This is a genomic window from Proteus faecis (assembly GCF_003144395.1).
GTDB lineage: Bacteria > Pseudomonadota > Gammaproteobacteria > Enterobacterales > Enterobacteriaceae > Proteus > Proteus faecis.
On the sequence record NZ_PENZ01000032.1, the window covers coordinates 105531 to 127932 of the forward strand.

The window sequence follows — 22402 nt, forward strand, 5'->3', positions numbered from 1 at the left end:
GTCTCCTTGATAAATTTTAGCGCTTAAAGCGTGTTTTAGCTTGAGCTAATCTATAGACACACTATAGAGCTTAGTAGTGATTTATTGATATATAAAAAATTTAATCAGTTACGTCAAAATATTCGACCTAGTTTTTAACTAATTGATTTATATTTTATTTATCTACATATCTAAATTCGGGAGCAAGTTGGCTGATACCTAATCCTCCGGCTTTCTTCACTTTAATTTGCACTGGAATGCGCTCTTTCATGGCTTCTACATGACTAATTACGCCAATAATTTTGCCGGATGCATTAAGGCTATCAAGTGCATCTAATGCAATATCTAAGGTATCAGGATCTAATGTGCCAAAGCCTTCATCAAGAAAGAGTGATTCAATTTGAGTTTTGTTACTGACCAAATCCGAAAGCGCTAAGGCGAGTGATAAACTGACTAAGAAACTTTCGCCACCAGAGAGCGTGCGAGTATCACGCAGTGCATCTGCTTGCCATGTGTCTGCAATTTGTAGTTCAAGGCTTGCTGATGTTTTGCGTTGCAAGAAATAACGTCCATGAAGCTTTTCTAAACGACGGTTAGCCAAATAAATGAGATGATCAAGCGTTAAGCCTTGGGCAAAGCGGCTAAACTTATCTCCTGATGCAGATCCCACTAATTCATTTAAGTAGCTCCAATCGTCAAACTGAGATTGTTGTTTGGTAATATGAGTCAGTAGCGCCTGTTGCTCTTTACGCTTTTCTTCGTCAGCTCGTAGTTGCTCTTGAATACGAAATTTCGTTTCTTGTAATTGAATAAGTTGTGTTTCTAACAGCAATAACTGAGCGGTAATTTGTTCAAAATTTTGTTGTGTTATTAATATTGGTTGTTGTGATAAGTGTTGTTGATAGGCATTTTCTTGTGTATCTAAACGTGTTTTTTCTTGTAACAGCTTATCAAGACGTTGTTTTTGTTGCTCTTGTAAACGATGTCTTTCCTCGACGGATAACAATGAAGCGAGAAATGCCTTTTCATCAGTAAACGGGCTGTTTTTTAACGCATGTTGATATTGTTCAACGATAGCTTGTGAGTGAACATGAAGCCGTTGTAGTGATTTTTCGTTTTCTTGATATTGGCCAATAAGCTGATTTAAACGGATTTCGAGTCGGTTTTTTTCTTCACTATATTGCTCAATTTGCTTTTGTAACAATAGACTCCGTTTATCCAACTCATTACGTGCATCTTCGGTGGTTTGTGTTCCGAATAAAGTTTGGCGTTGTGTTTTTAGCTGCTCTTGTTGCTGATGTAGTTGTTGTAAATGGATGAGAACCGTATCAAGTTCTTTTTTAATTTCAGATAAATAGCGTTTTCTCTCTTCCTGCGTTGATAGCAATTCGCGGATAGTTTGTTGTAATTCGTGATGGGTTTTTAAGGTTGATTGATATTGTTGGCTCTCTTCTTTGCGTGCAGTAATCCATTGAATTTTATCTTCAAACCCTTGTAATTCATAACCTTGCTGTTTAACAAGGGATTGAAGATCCTGCGCTAACTGAGTTTGTTGTTGAAGATATTGCGCTGTCTGTTGCTGTTTATTGGTAACTTCTTTCTGTTGCTGAGCATATTCATTTTGTTGATGAAGAACAGTTTGTTGTTGTTGATTAAATTGCTCTTTGTTATCAGATAATAGTTTGTATTCCTGCTGAATTTTGGCTTCTAATGCTTGATAATTAATTCGTTTTTGTGTCAGTAAATCATCTTCTTTCTTAAGTTCTACATCTAATTGAGTTAAAACTGCTTCTTCACAGCCGACATCTGGTAATGCATAAGTTTGCGCTACATCCCGCCATTGTTGTGTTAATGATGTAATATCTTGTGTGAGTTGCTCAAGTTCGTTACTTAATTTTTCGTTTTGAGCTTGATAGTTAGCAGACTGTGTTTTTTGTTCGACTAACTCTATTGTTAATGCATGAACTTGTTGCGTTAAAATATCTAGCCGTGTTTTTGTTTCATCTGGTTTAATTTTTTTATATTTTTCAACATAAGGATGTTCAGTTGAACCACAAACAGGACATGGGGTGTCTTTAACTAAACGCTGTCTCTCTTCTTCGTACTCGGCTAATTTTCGTATTAAAAGATAATTGTCATTTAAATCTTTAAGATGTTGCTCTTTTTCTTTTAAAACGATGCTATTTTTGCGGATATTTTCAGTTAGCACCGCTATGTTTTGCTGGTTTTCTAAATAACTTTTTTGTTGCTGATGTTCAGCTTTTATAGCACGCTCTAATTGAGCCTGTAATCCCATTAGTTTTGCGAGAGCATTTCTTTGCTGATAAATTTGTTGCAAACGATGAGGAATATCCGCAATGGCATCTGCTTTATTTTGTTGCTCAAGTTGCGTTTGCAATTCGCTTAATTGTTGTTGCTGTAAATTAAGCTTGTGTTGTTGTGCTTCTAGCGTGTGTGTCGTTTTTTCGAGGGAAAGTTTAAGAAATTGCGCTTTTTCTTGTTCTATTTTTTCATTTTTCTGACTCGTTAGATATTTCTCTGTAATTTCATCATATTGCTCAAAATAACGTTGCCATAAAGGTAAGTTTTCAGCAAGTTGAGCATGAGCTGCATGCTGATTTAAATATTCATTTAATTCATTGAATTGCTTTTGTGAACCAGCTAATTTGACATCTGTTGACTGTATTTTTTCCAGATATTCTGATTGTGTTTTTTCTAGTGTATTTTTTTGCTGTGTTTTTACTGAAATATCTTGTTGTAGCAAGATTAACTGATTATCTAATGGCGCGACTTGTTCACGAATAAGTTGCAATATTTGCTGTTTTTTCTCATCGTGTTGTTTAAATGTTTCACGAGCTTCGACTAAATGCTGATTAATAGGTTGGCTCTGTTGTTCAATACGCAGTTTTTCTGCTTTTAGTGTTGATAGTTGTGATTCAATATAGGTTTGTTCCTTTAATAGACGATCCTTTTCATCATAAAGTGGACGGATTTTTTCTGCTGGTTCGCTATTTTCAAGACGTTGAATATCGGGCTTGGCAGCAACTAACGCTTCTTGTGCTAAATTAACTTCGGTTTGTGCTAATACTTTGTTTTTATTGAGTTCAATTTCTTTTTCTTGCCACTGCTTTGCTGTTTGATATTCCTGTTGTTCTTTTTGTAATAGGTTCTCTTTGGCAACAAGATTAGTCTGTTCAGTTAATAAAGCTTGGCGAGTATTTTCATCTAATAACGCCATCATTTCGGCTTGCTGTTTTAGTGTTTTTAATGCTTGTTCTTCTTCACGCCAATGTTTAAAGATAGATTGGGATATATGACGATAAATATCGGTACCTGTGAGTTCTTCGAGTAATTCAGCGCGGGATTTATCATCTGCATTTAAAAAAGCCGCAAATTGTCCTTGAGAAAGCAACATAGATTTAGTGAAACGATCAAAATCAAGGCCAGTAATATTAATGATCATCTCTTTTACTTGGCTTATCTTGCTTGCTAATATTTTGTCTTCGCCTCCGGCTGTATTTATTTTAACAAGTTCGGCTTGTGGTGCTTGAAGATTGCCATCTTCTTTATAATTAGCACGGCGTTGTTCCCAAAATGCTCGATACGCTACACCTTTGACTTCAAATTCAACTTCGGTCAAACACTCTGCGGTATGGCGTGTCATTAACTCATTTTGTGATTGTGTGACTTTATCTAATCTTGGCGTTCGATGATAAAGCGCTAAACTAATCGCATCTAATAGGGTGGTTTTTCCCGCACCTGTAGGGCCTGTAATCGCAAATAACCCGTTGCTGATAAAAGGTTCTTGGTTGAAGTTAATTTTCCATTCACCTTTTAGAGAGTTAATATTTTTAAATCGCAGACTTAAGATTTTCATTATGCTTCGTTATCCTCTTTCTCTGCCATTTCAACTGCTTGTTTAAATAATGTTGTTAAACGAGTTTTCGTTTCTTCTGAATCAAACTCATGTTGTTCTAAGCGTCTTTCAAAAACATCATAAACGGTTAATTCGGTCAGTGTTTCGTTCTCATTTTGAGTAAATGCTTGGCGCTGTTTTCTGGCTCTTCTTAATAAAATTACTTCAAAAAGTGGGTCATTAGTGAGCTCTTGAATGCGGGTTTGTATATCACTGAGATAGTCTTGGGTTGAGACTTCGATATCCAACCAAATAGTGGTATCGATTTCACCGTATTGTTTTTTTAGATCTTCAAGTTTTATAGCTATCTCTTTTAATGAACCACTGATAGTGCGTAATAACTGAAATTCAGGGATGGGTAATAGTGTGAGGTTAGTTAATTTATCTTGTTCAAAATCGATAAGGCAGATACTTTTCTGTTGTCCGCTCTCATCAAAACTTAAGGGGATAGGGGAGCCACTATAACGAATATGGCCTGATTTATTCACCACTTGAGGACGATGAATATGACCTAGAGCAATATAGTCAAATTCTGGGAATAGGGTGGCAGAGAAAGCTTCTAAAGTACCAATATAAATTTCTCGTACCGAGTCCGTCACACTCGCACCAATGGTTGTAAGGTGGCCTGTTGCAATAATGGGAATGTTGACATTTAATTGCTGACGTAATTCGAGAGCTGTTTGATATTGCGTTTGATAATATTCAGCAATCGCGTCTTTTAAGGCGGTTTGTTTTTCAGCACCTGATTGCCCACTTTTACTGCTGATCATGTCTCTAGGCCGTAGATAAGGGATTGCACACAGTAATGCGCCTGGCGTGTTATCTTTTTGAGGAAGAATGATCGGGGCTTGTGGTGTTTCTGCATGAACATTGGCAATAACTGTCGTATTTAAACACGCCAATAGTGATTTTGATTCATTGAGTGTCGCGACAGAGTCGTGGTTACCACCTAGAATAACGAGCTGACATTGTGTGTCTCGGATAGCGACAACAAAACGATTATATAGCTCTCGAGCATAACTTGGTGGGGAGCCTGTATCAAAAATATCACCAGCAACAATTAGTGCATCGACTTGATAGTGTTTAATTTGTGCTAATAACCAATCAAGAAACTGCTGATGCTCTTTAGCTCGAGTTTTAGTAAAAAAATATTGCCCTAAATGCCAGTCCGATGTGTGAATAATCCGCATTGCTATCCCTCTTTTTTATTTGATGAAGAGTATAGCGCACCTTCGTTTTTTCGTGAAAACTTAACAATACGTCCTCTTTTTGAGTGATATTTCACCAAAAAATGGTTTATTTACCTTAACAACAGGGATCTATTTCAGTAATGTTAAGGTTAGTCATAAATCTGTCATAAAACTGCATCATAATCATTTTGACCCTCTATAACATTACACAGGATAGAGTATGGCAAGGCGTATTCTTGTTGTTGAAGATGAAACCGCAATTCGAGAGATGATCTGTTTTGTTTTGGAACAAAATGGTTTTCAACCGATTGAAGCAGAAGACTATGATTCTGCATTGAGCTTTCTTATTGATCCTTACCCTGATCTGGTTTTATTAGATTGGATGATCCCCGGAGGATCTGGTTTGCAGATAATAAAACAGATGAAACGGGAAAGTAACACCCGCGATATTCCAATTATTATGCTAACAGCAAAAGGGGAAGAGGAAGATAAAGTCCAAGGATTAGAAACGGGCGCTGATGATTATGTTATCAAACCCTTTTCACCTAAAGAGCTTGTCGCCCGAGTGAAGGCGATCTTACGGCGTTTATCACCGATGTCAGCGGAAGATATCATCGAATTCAATGGATTAGGACTTGATCCTGTTTCTCATCGGGTAACGAGTCAAGACAAACCGATAGATATGGGACCCACCGAATTTAAACTCCTGCACTTTTTTATGACACATCCTGAACGTGTATACAGTAGAGAACAACTGCTAAACTACGTTTGGGGAACGAATGTTTATGTCGAAGACCGTACTGTTGATGTGCATATTCGTCGTTTACGTAAGGCCATTGAAGAAGATGGTCATGACAAAATGATACAGACAGTACGTGGAACGGGATATCGTTTTTCTGCCCGTTTCTAAGTCAATATGGGAGTAATCGTCTGGTGTTAGAACGACTATCATGGAAAGCCCTCGTTTGGGGGCTATGTCTATTTTGCTTACCTGCTTTTATATTATCGCTTTTTATCGGGCATCTTTCTTGGTTGCTGGTGGCATCGCTTTTCAGTGCTCTTGTGTGGCATGCCTATAATTTGCTGAAATTATCTAAATGGCTATGGTTAGAGCGCTCTGTATTGCCCCCAGAAGGAAGTGGCGGATGGGAGCCTATTTTTTATGGTATTCGACAGACCCAACAACGTAATCGTAAACGACGCAGAGAATTAGGCGACTTAATTAAACGTTTTAGAAGTGGTGCTGAAAGTTTACCCGATGCAGTCGTGATGATGACGAATGAAGGGAATATTTTTTGGTGTAATAGTCTTGCTCAACATTTACTGGGTTTTCGCTGGCCTGAAGATAATGGGCAAAATATTTTTAACTTATTACGCTATCCTGATTTTTTGCATTACTTTACCGCAGGTGATTTTAGTCGTCCCTTAACCATTTCACTAAATAGTGGTTCTATTGTTGAGTTTCGTGTGATGCCATATAGCGAAGATCAGCGTTTGATGGTGGCTCGCGATGTGACAGAAAAAAATAAACTAGAAAACTCACGACGTGATTTTTTTGCTAATGTCAGTCATGAGTTAAGAACACCACTAACCGTTATTCAAGGCTATCTTGAAATGATGGAAGAAAATAGTGTAGCAAAACCCGCAGAGCATAAGGCGATAGTCACAATGCAAGAGCAAGCTAAACGTATGGATACGCTTGTTCAGCAACTTTTACAGCTTTCTCGTATCGAATCTGCTCCGCATATTGATTTAAACAAGATTGTTGATATTCCTGCTATTTTGGCGTTATTACAACAAGAAGCGAACTCATTAAGTCAAGGTCGGCATCAGATTGTTTTTGATGTTGATGATCAGTGGGCTGTTCGTGGTAATGAAGAGCAATTGCGTAGTGCTGTTTCTAACTTAGTGTATAACGCCATTAATCACACTGAAGAAGGTACAACAATCAAAGTCAATTGGAAGAAGATTCCCCAAGGTATGTTATTTAGCGTTTCAGATAATGGATCGGGGATCAGTGCTGAACACTTAACACGTTTGACAGAACGTTTTTATCGCGTTGATAAAGCTCGCTCTCGTCATTCTGGTGGTACCGGGTTAGGTTTGGCTATTGTGAAAAAATCGTTGCTCCATCATCACTCTCAATTGAATATTGAAAGTAAAGTGGGGGTTGGGAGTACATTCTCTTTTATCCTTCCTCAAACATTGCTTAGCGCTAAAGAAACACACTAGCTGTATGTCTTTTTTAAAACCTTTATCATCTGTATTCAATCAGTGATAAAGGTTTTTTGTTCCTTTCTTCATCTTTTTAATATCAACAAAAACTAATATCGTAGCGTTAAATTTTAATATTATTAATTAATGTTAACTTTAAATGATGCCGATATTCAATATTATTGGTGATAAAATGCACAAATCATATCATGTATATTCGATAATATATGATAGTTATAACTAGTGCTGAAAAATAGTTTAGATGATTATTCTGGTTTTTGGATTGGCTATTGCCTTTTTTCATTATAAAAGTTTTACTTGTGACCAGTTATCGGCAATTTTTTCTATTTAGTACTTAATTGCTCTACATGAAATGATTATATATGGATATTATCCTGAATAATGATGATATGAGCCTAAATAGATATTGTTGATTTTATGTTGCGCTATATCGGCGTAATTAAATCATTATTGTAAATACATATTAACAAAACTTATGGCACATAGATTAACTTCCAGAGATATTCTGGCATTAGGGTTTATGACATTCGCCCTATTTGTTGGCGCTGGCAACATTATTTTTCCTCCAATGGTGGGGTTACAATCAGGCGAATTTGTTTGGACCGCAGCGATTGGCTTTTTGATCACCGGTGTTGGTTTACCTGTTTTAACGGTTGTCGCATTGGCAAAAGTTGGTGGTGGCATTGAGGCATTAAGTACACCTATTGGTAAATCAATGGGATTATTATTAGCTATTGTTGCTTATCTTGCTGTTGGCCCCCTTTTTGCTACTCCTCGTACTGCAACCGTTTCTTTTAAAGTGGGTATTGCTCCTTTAGTGGGTGATACAGAGATGTCATTGTTGATTTACAGCATTGTCTATTTCTTAATTGTTATTGGAATTTCACTTTATCCGGGAAAATTACTAGATAGTGTTGGTCATATTCTTGCACCGATTAAAATTTTGGCATTAGCAATATTAGGTGTTGCCGCGGTATTTTGGCCTGCGGGTGGCGCTATTCCTGCTACTGATGCTTATCGTGATATGGCGTTAACTCAGGGCTTTATTAACGGTTACCTCACCATGGATACATTGGGTGCTATGGTTTTTGGTATTGTTATTGTTAATGCGGCTCGCTCTCGGGGTATTGATAATTCATCATTGTTAACACGTTATACTATGTGGGCGGGAATTATTGCGGGTGTATTGTTAACTGCGATCTATTTGAGTCTATTTAAATTAGGCTCTAGCAGTGGCAGCATTATTCCTGGTGCTCAAGATGGCGCTGATATTTTACATGCCTATGTACAGTACACTTTCGGTAACTTTGGTAGCTTCTTCTTAGCCGTATTGATTTTCTTAGCCTGTATGGTGACTGCTGTTGGCTTAACTTGTGCATGTGCAGAGTTTTTTAGCCGTTATTTACCTATCTCTTATCGTGTATTGGTATTGATTTTGGCGATATTCTCAGCCGTTGTTTCAAACTTAGGCTTGAGCAAGCTGATTGCGTTTTCTATTCCTGTACTGATAATGATTTATCCACCTTGTATTGTGATTATTTTAATGAGTTTCACATTACGTCTGTGGAATAACCCAAGTCGTATTATCGCGCCAGCAATGGCTGTTAGCTTATTTTTTGGTATTTTTGATGCAATCAAAGCGTCTGACTATCTGAAACATTTATTACCCGATTGGGCTACAAAGTTACCGTTAAGTGAGCAAGGTTTGGCGTGGTTAATTCCTGTTCTCATTACTATTGTTGTGTGTGGTATTTACGATAAAGTGGCAGGCTCTCCGAGTAAAAAAGTGATCCATACTGAAGCCATCCATAAGCAATAAAGTACATTGGGTTAAAGATAAAAAGGGAAACGAAAGTTTCCCTTTTTGTTGATTTAAAACTCATCTTGTAATACCTCTTCAATCGTCCTTGGCATACGTGGTTTATTCACTTTCTTTGGATCAACAACTGCATAAAGATTATTTAAATCATCAAGGCATTGCCAAAGTAACAGTAGCTGGCGTAGTGAAATTTTACCTTGTAACTCAAACTTTTTGATAGTTGAAGCAGGAACTGTACTACGCTCGGCAAGTTGTTCACGTGACCATTTTTCTTTTTCACGCAACTTTCGTAAATGAGAGGCAAAGGCTCGACTAACATCGAGATCAGTAAGTAATGAGAGTATCTATTTGATTTAAGAGTAGAGCAAACAGTTTAGCTTAGGTTGCTCATTAAATTTTATTTGCAGAATACTGTTTTTCTGCCACAGGTTGTTGGTTTTCATCTAAATAGTAATAAACGCCAGCAACAATATCATCTTCACCTTCATAGAAGATTTTAAAGCGAGTACGATTGCCGTCATGATAAGCAATCACGGCACTACCCCCTTTTCCTAGGCAGAACTGTTCTATATTACCCGTTGATATGCAAATACTGTTGTCGCCAGATACCGTGATTTTGCAGTTATCGCCAGTGTTAATTGCTACTGCGTTTTTTCCAGTCACATTGATCTGCGCTAAATCACCTGTGTTAGTGATTTTTGCTCTATCTTGAGAGGCCGTAATAAAATTGCGCATGCCACTGTTTGCAATATGAACACCATTACCTGTGGCATAAATTTTGACATCATTGCCACTATTAGAAATGCGGGAGCGTCCGCCTAAACTCCCAATACGACACTGATTTCCTGTATTAGCTATTTTTCCTGCAAAGCCAGTAACCATTAGTTGATTGCTATAACCTGTGTTGGCAATGCTATTTTCATCGCCAGAAAAAGCCACAATATTATTATTCCCACACAAAGCAAGATCGGTACTTAGTTGCTGACTTTTTAAGATCAATTGATGCCATTCGGTAGAAAATTGAATGTTTTCAGATGTTGGCAACGTGTTGTGATAGGGCAAACGTTGTAATGTCACGCCTTGCTGTTGTTCATTGCCGAGCAGGAACAAGAGGTTTTCTATGACTTCTTGTTCCTGTTTGGCAAAGGATACTTCTCTAAAATGACGTAAATAAATATATTGAATAAGGCTTTCTATCCACTGTGTACGGCGCTGTTTTATTAACTCACTATGGATAGCACTGTAAGTGCCTCCATCAGGAAAATAACGCAAAAACCAACGATAAAGCGAAGTTGAAACATGCAGTTGTCGTAAGTCTTTTTTTGTTAATCGAATATTTTCCTTTGAAGGGACTGACATATAAGCTCCTTAATCCATGTATTAATTAGTGTCTATGGTAACCATCAACCATACTGCGAAATGTTTGGAATGGCGTTTTTCCAGTTGTACACAGATAAAGGTGACCAATGATAAAAAAGACACTACATACTGCTAATATTTGGTGCGCGATTAATAACCATGCTTTAAACATCACGGCATCAGCAGGAATAAGTGCTGGGTTTTGCAGTAAAATACCGGTTATCAACAGTAGTGGAACTAATGCATACATCACACCTAAATAAGCCATTTGTTGCAGTGGATTAAATTTAACGTTGGGGGTTGCTGGAAAGGGGTGATCTTCGCCTTTGATAATGCCGTAGAGGTAAAAACGAATTTGCATTAAAGCGCGTTGTAACCAATTTTTACCGTCAATACGATAAAATTTACCATTACCACCAACAATATTGATCAATACAAAAGATAACCAGCATACTAAGAGCAGATAACCACAAATTTCATGCACACTGACTAATAACGCCGTATCGTGGGCTGAAAGTAAGGCAAAATGGTTAATCCCACCACTTAGAAGCAACAGAATAAATAAAGAGGCATTACTCCAGTGCCACAAACGAACCGCTTTAGAGTAAAGATAGAGCTTCTCTTCTTTATGCGATCCACCATGTGGAGTGGCAAAGCGATAACGCAAGAAGCCATGCAGTGCAAGAACAAGCAACATTCCAACTAAAAGTACGCCTGCAACGATTAACCAAAGTGGTAAGTAGTCGGGTGTGTAAATTAAGACATACTCTTTTAGTGAGGCTTGGAATTGCTCGGCATTTGGCATGATATTAACAGCACTCATACTTTACCCTCCTCTTGAATATGAGGCCCTACACGGCGGTAGAGATGCGGTTTCCCCACACCATCAAGTTGATAAATATAGTAATCATGTGTCTTGAGCCATTCTTGAATTTGAGGGCTGTCTTCTCTACCAAATAACAAAGCATTTTGTGGACAAGCACTCACACAAATCGGTGGGAAACCTTTTTGTAATCGAGACTCAAGACAAAAATCACATTTATCAGCAACCTGTGTCACAGGGTTAAGATAACGGACTTGGTATGGGCATGCTGATATACAATAGCTACAACCAATACATTTCTCTTTATTAATACGAACAATGCCATTGGTTTCATCACGCCAAGAAGCACCTGTAGGACAAACCGAGATACATGGGGCATCTTCACATTGTTGGCAAGAGTGTCTAAAGAAATGGTATTTATCGTTATCTTCTTTGAGGCTTAATGGAATATGAGCAATATCCATTCGCGCCATACCATTAGGTACTTTATTTAATCGACGACATGCAGTGGCGCAGATATTACAGCCATTACAGAGCGTCTCATCGTGGATCATGGCATAGCGGATTGGTTTTTTTTCTGTTGTTGCTGCAAGCGCACTTCCTAGTGGCGCACTGAAAAAAATGACCGATCCCATACCGGCTACAAATTTACGGCGAGAAACACGCATTATTTTTGCTCCTCAGTCTGATGATGTTGTAATACCCACATCGAATTTCGTTGATAAAGTAGAACATTAAGGATTTTCATGTTGTTCTACCTCAATCCATTCAGTTAAGCCTCGTGCTTTGCCATAACTCATTAACGTATTGCTAAAGAGATAAGGGGCATCGTTGGATGCTAAAACTTGCTGAATATCCTGAAAATCAGGGTGAGTTTTCATCAGTGTCAGTGCATCTTCAATCTCTGAAGCCGTATAGTGAAAAGGTTCAGACATCAACATGCTTTGTTTCAATGGTCGAGGATAGGTTTCGCATTCAAAACGAACCACACCTGCAATTGCTGTACAAATATCCGCATGGCGGTTTAATAATTGCAGTTGTGCGAAGTTATCTGACATAAATTCATCAGAGTAGAAATAATCCTCGTCATTGAGACTTAAATGGGCGATATCAATAAACTCGTCGCTCTTTAACGCGGTTTTTAACTGCACAATATCCTCTTCAGTCAGAGAATAGGGCGCATCATACAGCGTTGAAATTGCTAATAGTTCACCATCTTTTGAACATTGACGAATTGCATTCGCTAGATGTTGTTCGGCAGATAATTCTGCTACCTCTGCAACGGGTTCTTCTACGATATCTGTTGAGGTGTTAGCATTACGTCCAACACCTGTTTCTGATAGTGGTAGTAACCAACGTCGACGAGAGATATCAGGTTGCTCGGAAGCAATATCTGAATCATCAGCGATATCTTGTGGTATAGAAGCCGATGCATTTTGTTCTATCATCATGATCTCCTTCTTTTACCGATTAACTTGGTAATAAACCACGAGACGATAAATCGTCTGCAATATCTTGTAATCCAAGGCGAACTAACGTTTCTTTTGTTGGGCAACCTAAGTTAGGATCCCAGCCCATTTCTTCATAGAACATGGTGAGAGAGAGCTGCATGTCTTCTCGGTCCATTTTGTCTGTACCTTCGGTAAAGACTGGAATATCGGGATCTTTATCAAATACCCATGAACAGATTTGGTCGTGCTCATTACGCATATCCATGGTGTTCATTAATTTGACTGTATAAGCGCGGTGTAGCGTGAAGATACGCTCTGAGGCTAAATCCAGATCTTTAGAGGTCGTTGGTTCACCCGTGATGGCGGTAAAGAATTTAGCCTCCATTTCTAAGTCACCACGATAATTACGACTCTTATGAGGAGAAACGGTCATTGGCCATACCCAGTTACATAAGGTGACAGCATCGTGTAAGCAGCTACGCAAAATAGTCCATTTGGTATAAGCAATTTTGGCTTTATTGATTGGTGTATAGTTTTTGGTTTCATCAAAAGCATCACCAGAGCCAAATAGCTCACCTGCAATCTCTTTTTGTAGTTTCAGTGGTAAACCGCTGCCGATATAGTTGATATGGGTATGTGTCATTGCATCGCGGTTAAACATACAGTTAACGATAGAACCAACTTGAGCAGAGGCTTCATTGGCGTGGTGAATTGGGAAGCCCATTGGTGACCAAAGTTTGTTTTTCTTGTTCGCCCAATACTCTTCACCTAAGTTCCAGCGTTGCGCAATGAGGTAAGAGCCATCAGCTAGGTGACTAAATTCACCTTTACGGTGCGCTAAGCGATAATAGAAATCTTTGATAAATTCAGGATTACCTTCTTCAAGCTTATCCCAAGGAATATCATTATATTCCTCTTCAGAAAGAACGCGTTTAAAGACACCGTGGGTATAACAATAAGTGAAGTCACGATGAAGTTGGCCGTAGTTACACCATAAACCCATATCATCAAAAATATTCAGGCCAACAAGGTTACCAACGACGTTACCATCGCCTTTTTTCTCTACATCTTTAGGGCCATTAGGGAAGATCGTTGTATGAACGAAGTTAGCAACACAAGTGTTTCCACCTGTTTGCGGCACACCAAATTTTTTCGCTTGTGGAACGTTAAGTTGCGCCATACAGCGAATAGGGCAAGAGTGACATCCTCCCATTTTTACGGTGTATTCTTCTGCTTCTGGTCCTAAGTCAAAAGTCGATTTCATGGTTCTGAAACCAACAGTATTGATATCACCAGGAGGGATTTCACCGGTTTCAATTGGACCACCTTCAGCAGCGCCCCAATATAACCCTTTGCGTGCATTCCAGCGAGAGCCAGGATGTGAATATTCTGCCCATGATTGTGGGGTACTTGGTACAACGTGGTTGTTATTAGAGCCAATGAGTTGTGTCATCATATAGTCGTTCAGTTCTTTTAACGCTTTACGGTCTGCAACGTTAACGCCTCGGCTACCTTCAACAACAATGGCTTTTAATTTTTTAGCGCCTAATACAGCACCAATCCCCGCACCACCACTGTGGTTACGGCTATTAATGATGCCAGATAAAGGTACGAGATTTTCACCCGCCGGACCTATGGCTGCGACACAAGCCTCAGGACTTGTTTGAGCACATAACTCTTCTGTCGTTTGGCGAACACCTTTACCCCATAAGAAAGAGGCATCTTGAATAGAGACTTGGTCATCGTCAATATGGATCCAAGCAGGATTATCTGATTTACCTTCAATAATTAGTGCATCATAGCCGGCAAATTTCATCCATGCGGCAAAAAAACCTCCCATATGGGCATCAACGACAAGATTGCCACGAGTAAAAGTGGAAAGAGAAGTGATATTGACGCGGGAGCTACAAGGTGCACCTGATCCTGTTAGAGGCCCTACTGCGAAGACAATTTTGTTTTCTTCATCAAAAGGTTTAACTCCTGGGCCCACTTCGTCGTACATAATTTTGTAGCCAAAGCCCATTCCACCAATTAAGGATTTAAATTTACTTGAGCTTTCACGAGTGATGGCACCGGTAGTTAAATTGATTCTTAGAATATTTCCAGTCCAGCCGTTAATCATAATATTGCTTCCTAATCTAAATGTGGTTCAGTTATGTGATTGTCTGGATTTATTAAACAGTAATTTCTTTCCATTCAATGATTTGCAGAGCACCTGTTGGGCACGCTGATGCACATTCACCACATAAATTACATTTGCCGGATTTTTTAGTTTGTGGGTTGACGGTTGCCATCATCCACGGACAAGCTGTTGTACAGGCGGCACAACCAATACAACGACGTGTATCAACGACAATACAGCCGAACTCTTCTTGATAACGGATAGCTTTTACTGGGCAGACCTTCATACATTCAGGATCTTTACATTGGCGGCAAGTGTCTGTTGTAAAGTTTAAATCGCCATAAAGCCCACCACCGGAGCCAATACCTTTATCACCAAAATAAAAATGACGATGGATTTTTGTGCGAGAGAAGAATGAACCTACACTGCCATCATTCCATGTTGTACATGCGGTTTCACAACGGTGACAACCCGTACAACGTGCTCTATTCGTCACTAAAACACCTTTAGGTGTAGTGGTTAGCTGAATAATGCCACTGTCTATCTCTTCTTGCTTACAACCTAAAAGAGAAAGCAATGCGGGTGCTATTGTGATCCCTGCCAGCCCTTTACCGGATATTCGCAGAAACTCTAGTCTTGATAGCCCAATATCTAAGATTGGACGATGATGTGTATCAGACATTAATATTTATCTCCGCTTAACTAATTTAATAAGAAATAAGTTGTGATGATAAATTATTTATTTATCCGCTTGCTTTATCGTTATATAAAAAAGATAATAACGATATGTTTAAGGGATATATTATTAATTTCAACTCTTTTTACGATAAAAAATATATTGTGATGAAATGTTAAATATTTGTATTTACAATGTGTTATCTCCACTTTTTCGTTTTTTTATTATCACTCTTTGATATTGTGGTTATTAAAAATTTAATACTGTGATTGCTATCATAGAAATAAAAATAGCGAGTGTTATTAATTTTATTTAATTAAATGATTATTATTTTTGTCTGTAATTACGAAAGAGAATAACTACTATTTATATATATTCTATTGTTGAAATTAAATAAAAGGTGATTTGCTCTTATATTTTATCTAATATTATTATTTTAATAATAAATTGATATTTAATGTTAATTATTTATTTAATCAAAATCTGGTGTTGATTATTATTAATAGAAAAATATATGAATAAATTGTAAAACCATGACTAGATCATTTTTATAAAAAAAGAAACCTTATCTAATCAAGATAAGGTTTCTTTTCTGAGCTCTATGATGTCATTTTATGGTTAGTAACCCACAGCTTTACCGGCAGGGCGACGAACATCGTTTGAACCATAGAGATAACCTTCACGTACTGCACCCGATACAGCGGAATCATTACCTGATGAAGCTGGGATCACCCCATCTTCTCCGGGGAGTCCAACCATAATCAATTCAGCTGCTCCCCATGGAGTTTGTTCTACCATTTTATATCCCATGGAGGCGAGTTTTTCTAATGTGTCTTTTGATAATCCTCGTTGCTCATAATAAACCTCATCTGGCAACCATTGATGGTGAATACGAGGGCTATTAACCGCTTCTTGTGGTGGCATACCAAATTCAATGATATTCAGCGCAGTTTGTAAGGTGATTGAGATAATGCGAGAACCGCCTGGCGATCCTAAAATAAGAAATGGCTTACCTTCTTTCGTCACAATCGTTGGGCTCATTGATGACAATGGGCGTTTTAATGGTGCAATACTATTGCGTTCACCTTGTACTAAACCATAGAGATTTTTCTCGCCGACTTTGGTGGTAAAATCATCCATCTCATTGTTGAGAAAAAAACCCGTTCCCGGAGCGATGACAACCGCACCGAAACGACCATTTATCGTATAAGTCGTTGATACTGCGTTACCATTTTTATCTATAACGGAGTAGTGTGTTGTCTCAGGGCTTTCATGAGGAGCGATCCCTGGTTGTACCTTCTCTGAAGGTGTCGCTTTATTTGGCATGATTTGTTGGCGGATTTCTGTGGCATAGGTTTTACTGAGTAGTTTCTCTGTTGGATTTTTAATAAATTGTGGATCGCCAAGAAAGGTGTTTCTATCCATATAAGCGTGACGCATTGCTTCAGTTAGAGTATGAACATATTCAGCTGAATTAAAGCCCATTGATTTAAGATCATAACCTTCCAAAATATTCAGTGTTTGGCAGATAGTGACTCCGCCTGAACTTGGCGGTGGCGCAGAAATAAACTCATAACCTCGGTAAGTACAGGTGATAGGTTTGGTTTCTGTGATAGTAAAGTTAGCAAAATCTTCTTGAGTTAATAGACCATTATGTTGTTTTGATGCTTCTTCAACTTTTTTAGGTATTTCGCCTTGATAGAATGCATCAGCACCTTGGTTTGCGATTAATTCTAATGTATTCGCTAAATCAGTTTGAATAAGGCGATCACCGGGTTGCCATGGTGTTCCATCAGGTTTTAAGAAAATTTTTGCAGACTCTGGATCTTGTTTGAAGCGTTCTGTTGTCGTTTCTAACACATCAGTATCAGCACGCGTTAAGATATAACCTTCTCTTGCCAGTTTAATGGCCGGTGCCATAACATCTTGGCGCGAAAGTGTGCCGTATTTTTCTAATGCTATGTCGAGCCCTTTTACTGTACCTGGTACGCCTGAGGCGAGATAGCCATATAGACTGGCATCTTTAACTAAATTACCTTCTTTATCTAAATACATATCTTTAGAAGCAGAGGCGGGCGCTGTTTCCCTAAAATTGATAAAGGTATTTGTGCCGTCAGCAAGGTGTATTGTCATAAAACCACCACCACCAATATTACCGCAGCAGGCATTGACTACTGCTTGTGCATAGCCAACTGCAACGGCTGCATCAATCGCATTACCTCCTTTTTGTAAAATATCATTCCCTACCTGAGAGGCTAAATGTTGAGAAGAAACAACCATGCCGTGTTGTGCTTCAACAGCAGGTTCATAAGCAGCATAGAGTGAAGTTGAAAAAAGGGTAGTGAGTAACAGCAGGTGAGTTCTTTTTATAGTAATCATTATTATCTCCATCAATAACAGTGAGTTATATTGAATAAATACAAATATAGAGATTTACGCTGTTATTAATATGAATTAACAATTGCGTAACAATAAGTATAGAGAGTGGTTATTGGTGATGAGAATTTTTTTTGATGTGATGATCACAAAACTATCTTTAAGCAGGTAAACAATAACTTGTGTATAACTAGTTGTTGTAATAAATACAGTCAATCAACAATAAATGGATAAATGCTGAATAAGAAAAAAGCCTGTTTTCACAGGCTTTTAGAAATATATTAGCTTACTGAAATATTACAGTTTGCCAGAGTTTGCTTTCAGGTATTTAGCTACGCCATCTGGAGATGCACCCATACCTTCTTGACCTTTTTCCCACTGTGCAGGGCAAACATCGCCGTGCTCTTCGTGGAATTGCAGTGCGTCAACCATACGGATCATTTCATCAATGTTACGACCTAATGGCAGATCGTTAACCACTTGGTGACGAACAACGCCTTCTTTGTCAATTAAGAATGAACCACGTAGCGCAACGCCCGCTTCTGGGTGTTCGATGCCGTAAGCTTTGATGATGTCATGTTTGATATCAGCAACCATTGGGTATCTAACTTCACCAATACCACCATCATCAATTGGGGTTTTACGCCATGCGTTATGAACAAATTCTGAGTCCATAGAAACGCCGATGATTTCAACACCACGTTTTTTGAATTCTTCAAAACGGTGATCGAATGCAATCAGCTCTGAAGGGCAAACGAAAGTGAAATCCATTGGCCAGAAGAAAATAACGGCAGGTTTGCCTTTGATAAATGAATGCAGGTTGAAATCATTAACAATTTCACCATTACCTAAAACGGCAGCAGCTGTGAAATCAGGGGCTTTGCGAGTAACCAGAACCATAATGTACTCCTGTAGATTGAAAGAGTTAAGGGTATTTATCCTCGTCATACTTCAAGTTGTAGCGTTGTTGACTTCGTTCATTCGCACTAGTCACATACTTTTGTATGCTCCTAGTGACTCATTTACTTGTCGCCTAGCTATACTTCGAATTATTTAGAGTGTGTACCCTGTTTTTAAATGATGCATACAGCATAAATAATCAATCGCTATTGATAAAGTTAATCAGAACAATCTATTTGATAGATTATAGTTATCAACTTAATACAATAAAGTAGGATTATTTATGACTCCTTGTATAACGATTCATTCTAATCAACTTTGGAAATGAATACTATGCTTGTTAACAAATCGTTACGAATAATATGATAAATTGACTTTGTATCTGTTTGATATATCGAATGTAATCCTACAATATGACAAAAAGATGAAACTCAAAATGGTAGTTAAATGTATCAGTCATCAAGTTGGTGATGCTGTGCTCTTTCTAGCAATTGTGGATAAAACTGCCAAAAAATCTCACTCAATTCATTGTAATGTGTTTCGAGTACAATATAAGAGCCCGCTAGTGCACTTAATCGTGGTCTTCTTCTCGCCATTCCTTTCAATGTTTGAGCAATATATGCTTTGTCTGCGTAACGAATCAACCAAGATTGCGACCACAGATACTCATTGAGCTCTTGAAATTTTTCAGGTGTTTGCCATAAATCAGGTTCAATAATATTTCGGGTTTGGGTGACAAATTTTGTTAAAGGGATATCCGGTTCGAATGTTGACCAATTTAAAGAAAGAAAATGATCCCAAAAAACATCTAAGGTAATCGGTGAAACTCGGCGATATTCATCTGGAAATAAAAGACGAGCTTGTTTGACTAATGGATGAGTGTCGGTGAGTACATCAATACGTCTATGCATACGAATGCCCTCAATAACAGCTTGACTGTAATCAGAGCTAGGAGCGCCTTTAATATAATCTGCCATCATATTACCTAATAGAGAGCTTTTTGCTCTAAAGGCTAGATGTAAGTGAGCAAGATAATTCATCACATCATCATAGCGCTTTTTGAATAAAAAAGGGCTTCTTTGTTGCACTGATAAGCTGGCAGCACTAGACTAGTCCGCCTGTTTTTTATGAAAGTAGTCGTTTAATTATGCGTGTATCAGACTTTACATTTGAATTGCCAGAGGCCTTGATTGCTCACTATCCACAACCTCAACGTAGTGGTTGTCGTTTGCTCTCATTAGAAGGTAAGACTGGTGCCTTATCACACGGTGTTTTTACCGATGTGTTAGATAAAATAAATGCCGGTGATCTGCTGGTTTTTAATAATACTCGGGTGATCCCTGCACGTATTTATGGACGTAAAGCGTCAGGTGGTAAAATCGAAGTGTTGGTTGAGCGTATGCTTGATGAACATCGTGTCCTTGCTCATGTTAGAGCCTCTAAATCACCGAAAGAAGGCGCTGCGCTTGTGTTAGGTGAAGATGAAAGCGTACAAGCAACTATGGTTGCGCGTCATGATACACTTTTTGAAATTCGCTTTGATGATGAAAGAGATGTTCTTACTATCCTGAATAGCATTGGGCATATGCCGTTACCTCCTTATATTGATCGTCCTGATGAAGAGTCTGATAAAGAGCTTTATCAAACGGTTTATAATGAGCGTCCAGGTGCTGTTGCAGCTCCAACTGCGGGATTACATTTTGATGAACCATTACTGCAAGCCTTAAAAGAAAAAGGCGTTGAGATGGCATTTGTCACACTGCATGTTGGTGCGGGGACTTTCCAACCCGTGCGTGTGGATAATATCGAAGAACACACAATGCATTCTGAATACGCAGAAGTACCACAAGAAGTGGTTGAGGCTGTATTAGCGTGTAAAGCGCGTGGTAATAGAGTGATTGCTGTGGGAACAACTTCGGTTCGTTCATTAGAAAGTGCCGCGAAAGCAGCAAAAGATGCATTAATAGCACCTTTCTTCGACGATACTCAAATCTTTATTTATCCGGGTTATCAATATCAAATTATTGATGCATTGATTACGAACTTCCATTTGCCTGAATCGACTTTAATCATGCTGGTTTCTGCTTTTGCTGGGTATAAAAATACCATGAATGCTTATAAAGAGGCCGTTGAGCAAGAGTATCGTTTTTTCAGTTATGGTGATGCGATGTTTATTACTTGTAATCCTTTAGCTATCAATGAAAAAGTAGGACAAGAATAAAGATTTATTATTTTTTAACGTTTTTCTTCGTTTTATGAATTGTTATTTCAATTTTATTGCTTAATCCCTTTGACTCTGCTCGATTTTTGTTGAAGTAACATATACAGCCGTCTAACAAATGATTAGAATGTGCTGTTTTTTATTACGCATTGGACTGTTTTTCTGATGCTTGGAGGATGAGTGAAATACGAATTAGATAAAACCGACGGTAATGCTCGCCGCGGTCGCCTTATTTTTGAACGTGGTGTTGTTGAAACACCTGCATTTATGCCTGTGGGTACTTACGGCACAGTAAAAGGAATGACACCTGAAGAAGTGAAAGCAACAGGTGCACAAATTCTTTTAGGTAATACTTTCCATTTATGGTTACGCCCTGGTCAAGAAATCATGAAGTTACATGGTGATTTACATGATTTTATGCAATGGCAAGGCCCTATTTTAACGGACTCAGGCGGTTTCCAAGTCTTTAGTTTAGGCGCGATGCGTAAAATTAAAGAAGAGGGTGTTCATTTCCGTAACCCAATTAATGGCGAAAAGATTTTTTTAAGCCCAGAAAAATCAATGGAAATCCAATACGATTTGGGTTCTGACATTGTGATGATTTTTGATGAGTGTACGCCATATCCTTCAGATTGGGATTATGCAAAAAACTCAATGGAGATGTCATTACGTTGGGCTAAACGTAGTCGTGCGCGCTTTGATGAACTTAATAACAAAAATTCATTATTCGGTATTATTCAAGGCGGTGTTTACGAAGATTTACGTGATATCTCAGTAAAAGGACTAGTCGAAATCGGTTTTGACGGTTACGCTGTCGGCGGCCTTGCAGTCGGTGAGCCTAAAGAAGATATGCACCGCATTTTAGAGCATGTCTGCCCTCAAATTCCTGCGAATAAACCGCGTTATTTAATGGGAGTTGGTAAACCAGAAGATTTAGTTGAAGGTGTTCGTCGTGGTATTGATATGTTTGACTGTGTTATGCCAACGCGAAATGCACGAAATGGCCATCTGTTTGTAACCGATGGTGTCATTAAAATTCGTAATGCAAAACATCGCTCTGACACATCAACGCTTGATGAACATTGTGACTGCTATACCTGTAAAAATTATAGCCGTGCTTACTTACATCATCTTGATCGTTGTAACGAAATTTTAGGTGCAAGGCTGAACACTATCCACAACTTGCGTTATTATCAGCGTTTAATGGCTGAAATTCGTCAGTCTATTGAAGATTCGCGTTTTGAAGAGTTTGTACACGAATTCTACGAACGTATTGGAAAACCCGTCCCACCGCTAAATGGCAGTGCGACTAAGTGTGAATAATGTATACGAGAA

17 protein-coding genes are annotated in these 22402 nt (G+C 38.4%); 5 read left to right on the plus strand and 12 right to left on the minus strand.

Annotation, left to right across the window (positions count from 1 at the left end; translation table 11 throughout):
- Positions 1–154: 154 nt before the first annotated feature.
- The gene (locus DK858_RS09085; RefSeq protein ID WP_109397134.1) at positions 155–3856 is read right to left on the minus strand and encodes an AAA family ATPase; all 3702 of its coding nucleotides are present in this window, start codon (positions 3854–3856) and stop codon (positions 155–157) included.
- Positions 3856–5085, minus strand: coding sequence for an exonuclease subunit SbcD (sbcD, locus tag DK858_RS09090; RefSeq protein WP_109397135.1), 1230 nt, complete (start codon positions 5083–5085; stop codon positions 3856–3858). The genes DK858_RS09085 and sbcD overlap by 1 nt, the downstream gene beginning before the upstream one ends.
- Before the next feature lie 220 nt (positions 5086–5305).
- On the opposite strand from sbcD, the gene phoB reads away from it, so the two are divergent.
- The 3 genes from phoB to brnQ all read left to right on the plus strand — a co-directional run bounded on the left by phoB (position 5306) and on the right by brnQ (position 9139).
- A complete protein-coding gene (phoB, locus tag DK858_RS09095) occupies positions 5306–5995 on the plus strand; it encodes a phosphate regulon transcriptional regulator PhoB (RefSeq protein ID WP_109397136.1) in 690 nt (229 codons plus the stop codon).
- Between the two features lie 23 nt (positions 5996–6018).
- Positions 6019–7317 carry a phosphate regulon sensor histidine kinase PhoR gene (gene phoR / locus DK858_RS09100; RefSeq protein ID WP_109397137.1) on the plus strand — a complete coding sequence of 433 codons (1299 nt, stop codon included), beginning with the start codon at positions 6019–6021 and terminating at the stop codon, positions 7315–7317.
- Between the two features lie 478 nt (positions 7318–7795).
- Positions 7796–9139, plus strand: a complete 1344-nt coding sequence (gene brnQ, locus DK858_RS09105) for a branched-chain amino acid transport system II carrier protein (protein WP_109397138.1) — start codon at positions 7796–7798, stop codon at positions 9137–9139.
- Between the two features lie 53 nt (positions 9140–9192).
- Here the strand turns inward: brnQ and DK858_RS09110 are convergent, their stop codons facing one another.
- The 10 genes from DK858_RS09110 to DK858_RS09155 all read right to left on the minus strand — a co-directional run bounded on the left by DK858_RS09110 (position 9193) and on the right by DK858_RS09155 (position 19886).
- Entirely contained in the window at positions 9193–9483 is a 291-nt protein-coding gene (locus DK858_RS09110) for a helix-turn-helix domain-containing protein (RefSeq protein ID WP_109397139.1), read from the minus strand.
- 46 nt (positions 9484–9529) lie between these two features.
- Positions 9530–10498, minus strand: coding sequence for a protein YdhT (ydhT, locus tag DK858_RS09115; RefSeq protein ID WP_109397140.1), 969 nt, complete (start codon positions 10496–10498; stop codon positions 9530–9532).
- 25 nt (positions 10499–10523) lie between these two features.
- Positions 10524–11321: a thiosulfate reductase cytochrome B subunit gene (phsC, locus tag DK858_RS09120; protein WP_109397141.1), complete on the minus strand. Its 798-nt coding sequence runs from the start codon at positions 11319–11321 to the stop codon at positions 10524–10526.
- Positions 11318–11989 carry a 4Fe-4S dicluster domain-containing protein gene (locus DK858_RS09125; protein ID WP_109397142.1) on the minus strand — a complete coding sequence of 224 codons (672 nt, stop codon included), beginning with the start codon at positions 11987–11989 and terminating at the stop codon, positions 11318–11320. The genes phsC and DK858_RS09125 overlap by 4 nt, the downstream gene beginning before the upstream one ends.
- Before the next feature lie 66 nt (positions 11990–12055).
- Positions 12056–12769, minus strand: coding sequence for a YdhW family putative oxidoreductase system protein (locus tag DK858_RS09130; protein ID WP_228407273.1), 714 nt, complete (start codon positions 12767–12769; stop codon positions 12056–12058).
- Positions 12770–12791: 22 nt separating this feature from the next.
- The gene (locus DK858_RS09135) at positions 12792–14894 is read right to left on the minus strand and encodes an aldehyde ferredoxin oxidoreductase (protein ID WP_109397144.1); all 2103 of its coding nucleotides are present in this window, start codon (positions 14892–14894) and stop codon (positions 12792–12794) included.
- A 52-nt stretch (positions 14895–14946) separates the two neighbouring features.
- Positions 14947–15576, minus strand: coding sequence for a ferredoxin-like protein (locus DK858_RS09140; protein WP_006535141.1), 630 nt, complete (start codon positions 15574–15576; stop codon positions 14947–14949).
- A 612-nt stretch (positions 15577–16188) separates the two neighbouring features.
- A complete protein-coding gene (gene ggt / locus DK858_RS09145) occupies positions 16189–17949 on the minus strand; it encodes a gamma-glutamyltransferase (RefSeq protein ID WP_109397145.1) in 1761 nt (586 codons plus the stop codon).
- Positions 17950–18243: 294 nt separating this feature from the next.
- A complete protein-coding gene (locus tag DK858_RS09150; protein ID WP_036911731.1) occupies positions 18244–18846 on the minus strand; it encodes a peroxiredoxin C in 603 nt (200 codons plus the stop codon).
- 452 nt (positions 18847–19298) lie between these two features.
- A complete protein-coding gene (locus DK858_RS09155; RefSeq protein ID WP_109397193.1) occupies positions 19299–19886 on the minus strand; it encodes an acyl carrier protein phosphodiesterase in 588 nt (195 codons plus the stop codon).
- A 107-nt stretch (positions 19887–19993) separates the two neighbouring features.
- On the opposite strand from DK858_RS09155, the gene queA reads away from it, so the two are divergent.
- Together queA and tgt are read left to right on the plus strand one after the other, a co-directional pair.
- Complete coding sequence (gene queA, locus DK858_RS09160) at positions 19994–21067, plus strand: tRNA preQ1(34) S-adenosylmethionine ribosyltransferase-isomerase QueA (protein WP_109397146.1); 1074 nt, start codon at positions 19994–19996, stop codon at positions 21065–21067.
- Positions 21068–21247: 180 nt separating this feature from the next.
- Positions 21248–22390: a tRNA guanosine(34) transglycosylase Tgt gene (tgt, locus tag DK858_RS09165; protein ID WP_036911729.1), complete on the plus strand. Its 1143-nt coding sequence runs from the start codon at positions 21248–21250 to the stop codon at positions 22388–22390.
- Positions 22391–22402: the final 12 nt, after the last annotated feature.

Bases quoted from the DNA above. Each gene is read 5' to 3' on its own strand.
- sbcD (WP_109397135.1), bottom strand. From the start codon at position 5,085: ATGCGGATTATTCACACATCGGACTGGCATTTAGGGCAATATTTTTTT.
- DK858_RS09085 (WP_109397134.1), bottom strand. From the start codon at position 3,856: ATGAAAATCTTAAGTCTGCGATTTAAAAATATTAACTCTCTAAAAGGT.
- ydhT (WP_109397140.1), bottom strand. From the start codon at position 10,498: ATGTCAGTCCCTTCAAAGGAAAATATTCGATTAACAAAAAAAGACTTA.
- DK858_RS09155 (WP_109397193.1), bottom strand. From the start codon at position 19,886: ATGAATTATCTTGCTCACTTACATCTAGCCTTTAGAGCAAAAAGCTCT.
- DK858_RS09125 (WP_109397142.1), bottom strand. From the start codon at position 11,989: ATGCGTGTTTCTCGCCGTAAATTTGTAGCCGGTATGGGATCGGTCATT.
- phoB (WP_109397136.1), top strand. From the start codon at position 5,306: ATGGCAAGGCGTATTCTTGTTGTTGAAGATGAAACCGCAATTCGAGAG.
- DK858_RS09130 (WP_228407273.1), bottom strand. From the start codon at position 12,769: ATGATAGAACAAAATGCATCGGCTTCTATACCACAAGATATCGCTGAT.
- queA (WP_109397146.1), top strand. From the start codon at position 19,994: ATGCGTGTATCAGACTTTACATTTGAATTGCCAGAGGCCTTGATTGCT.
- ggt (WP_109397145.1), bottom strand. From the start codon at position 17,949: ATGATTACTATAAAAAGAACTCACCTGCTGTTACTCACTACCCTTTTT.
- phsC (WP_109397141.1), bottom strand. From the start codon at position 11,321: ATGAGTGCTGTTAATATCATGCCAAATGCCGAGCAATTCCAAGCCTCA.
- DK858_RS09135 (WP_109397144.1), bottom strand. From the start codon at position 14,894: ATGATTAACGGCTGGACTGGAAATATTCTAAGAATCAATTTAACTACC.
- brnQ (WP_109397138.1), top strand. From the start codon at position 7,796: ATGGCACATAGATTAACTTCCAGAGATATTCTGGCATTAGGGTTTATG.
- DK858_RS09140 (WP_006535141.1), bottom strand. From the start codon at position 15,576: ATGTCTGATACACATCATCGTCCAATCTTAGATATTGGGCTATCAAGA.
- DK858_RS09150 (WP_036911731.1), bottom strand. From the start codon at position 18,846: ATGGTTCTGGTTACTCGCAAAGCCCCTGATTTCACAGCTGCTGCCGTT.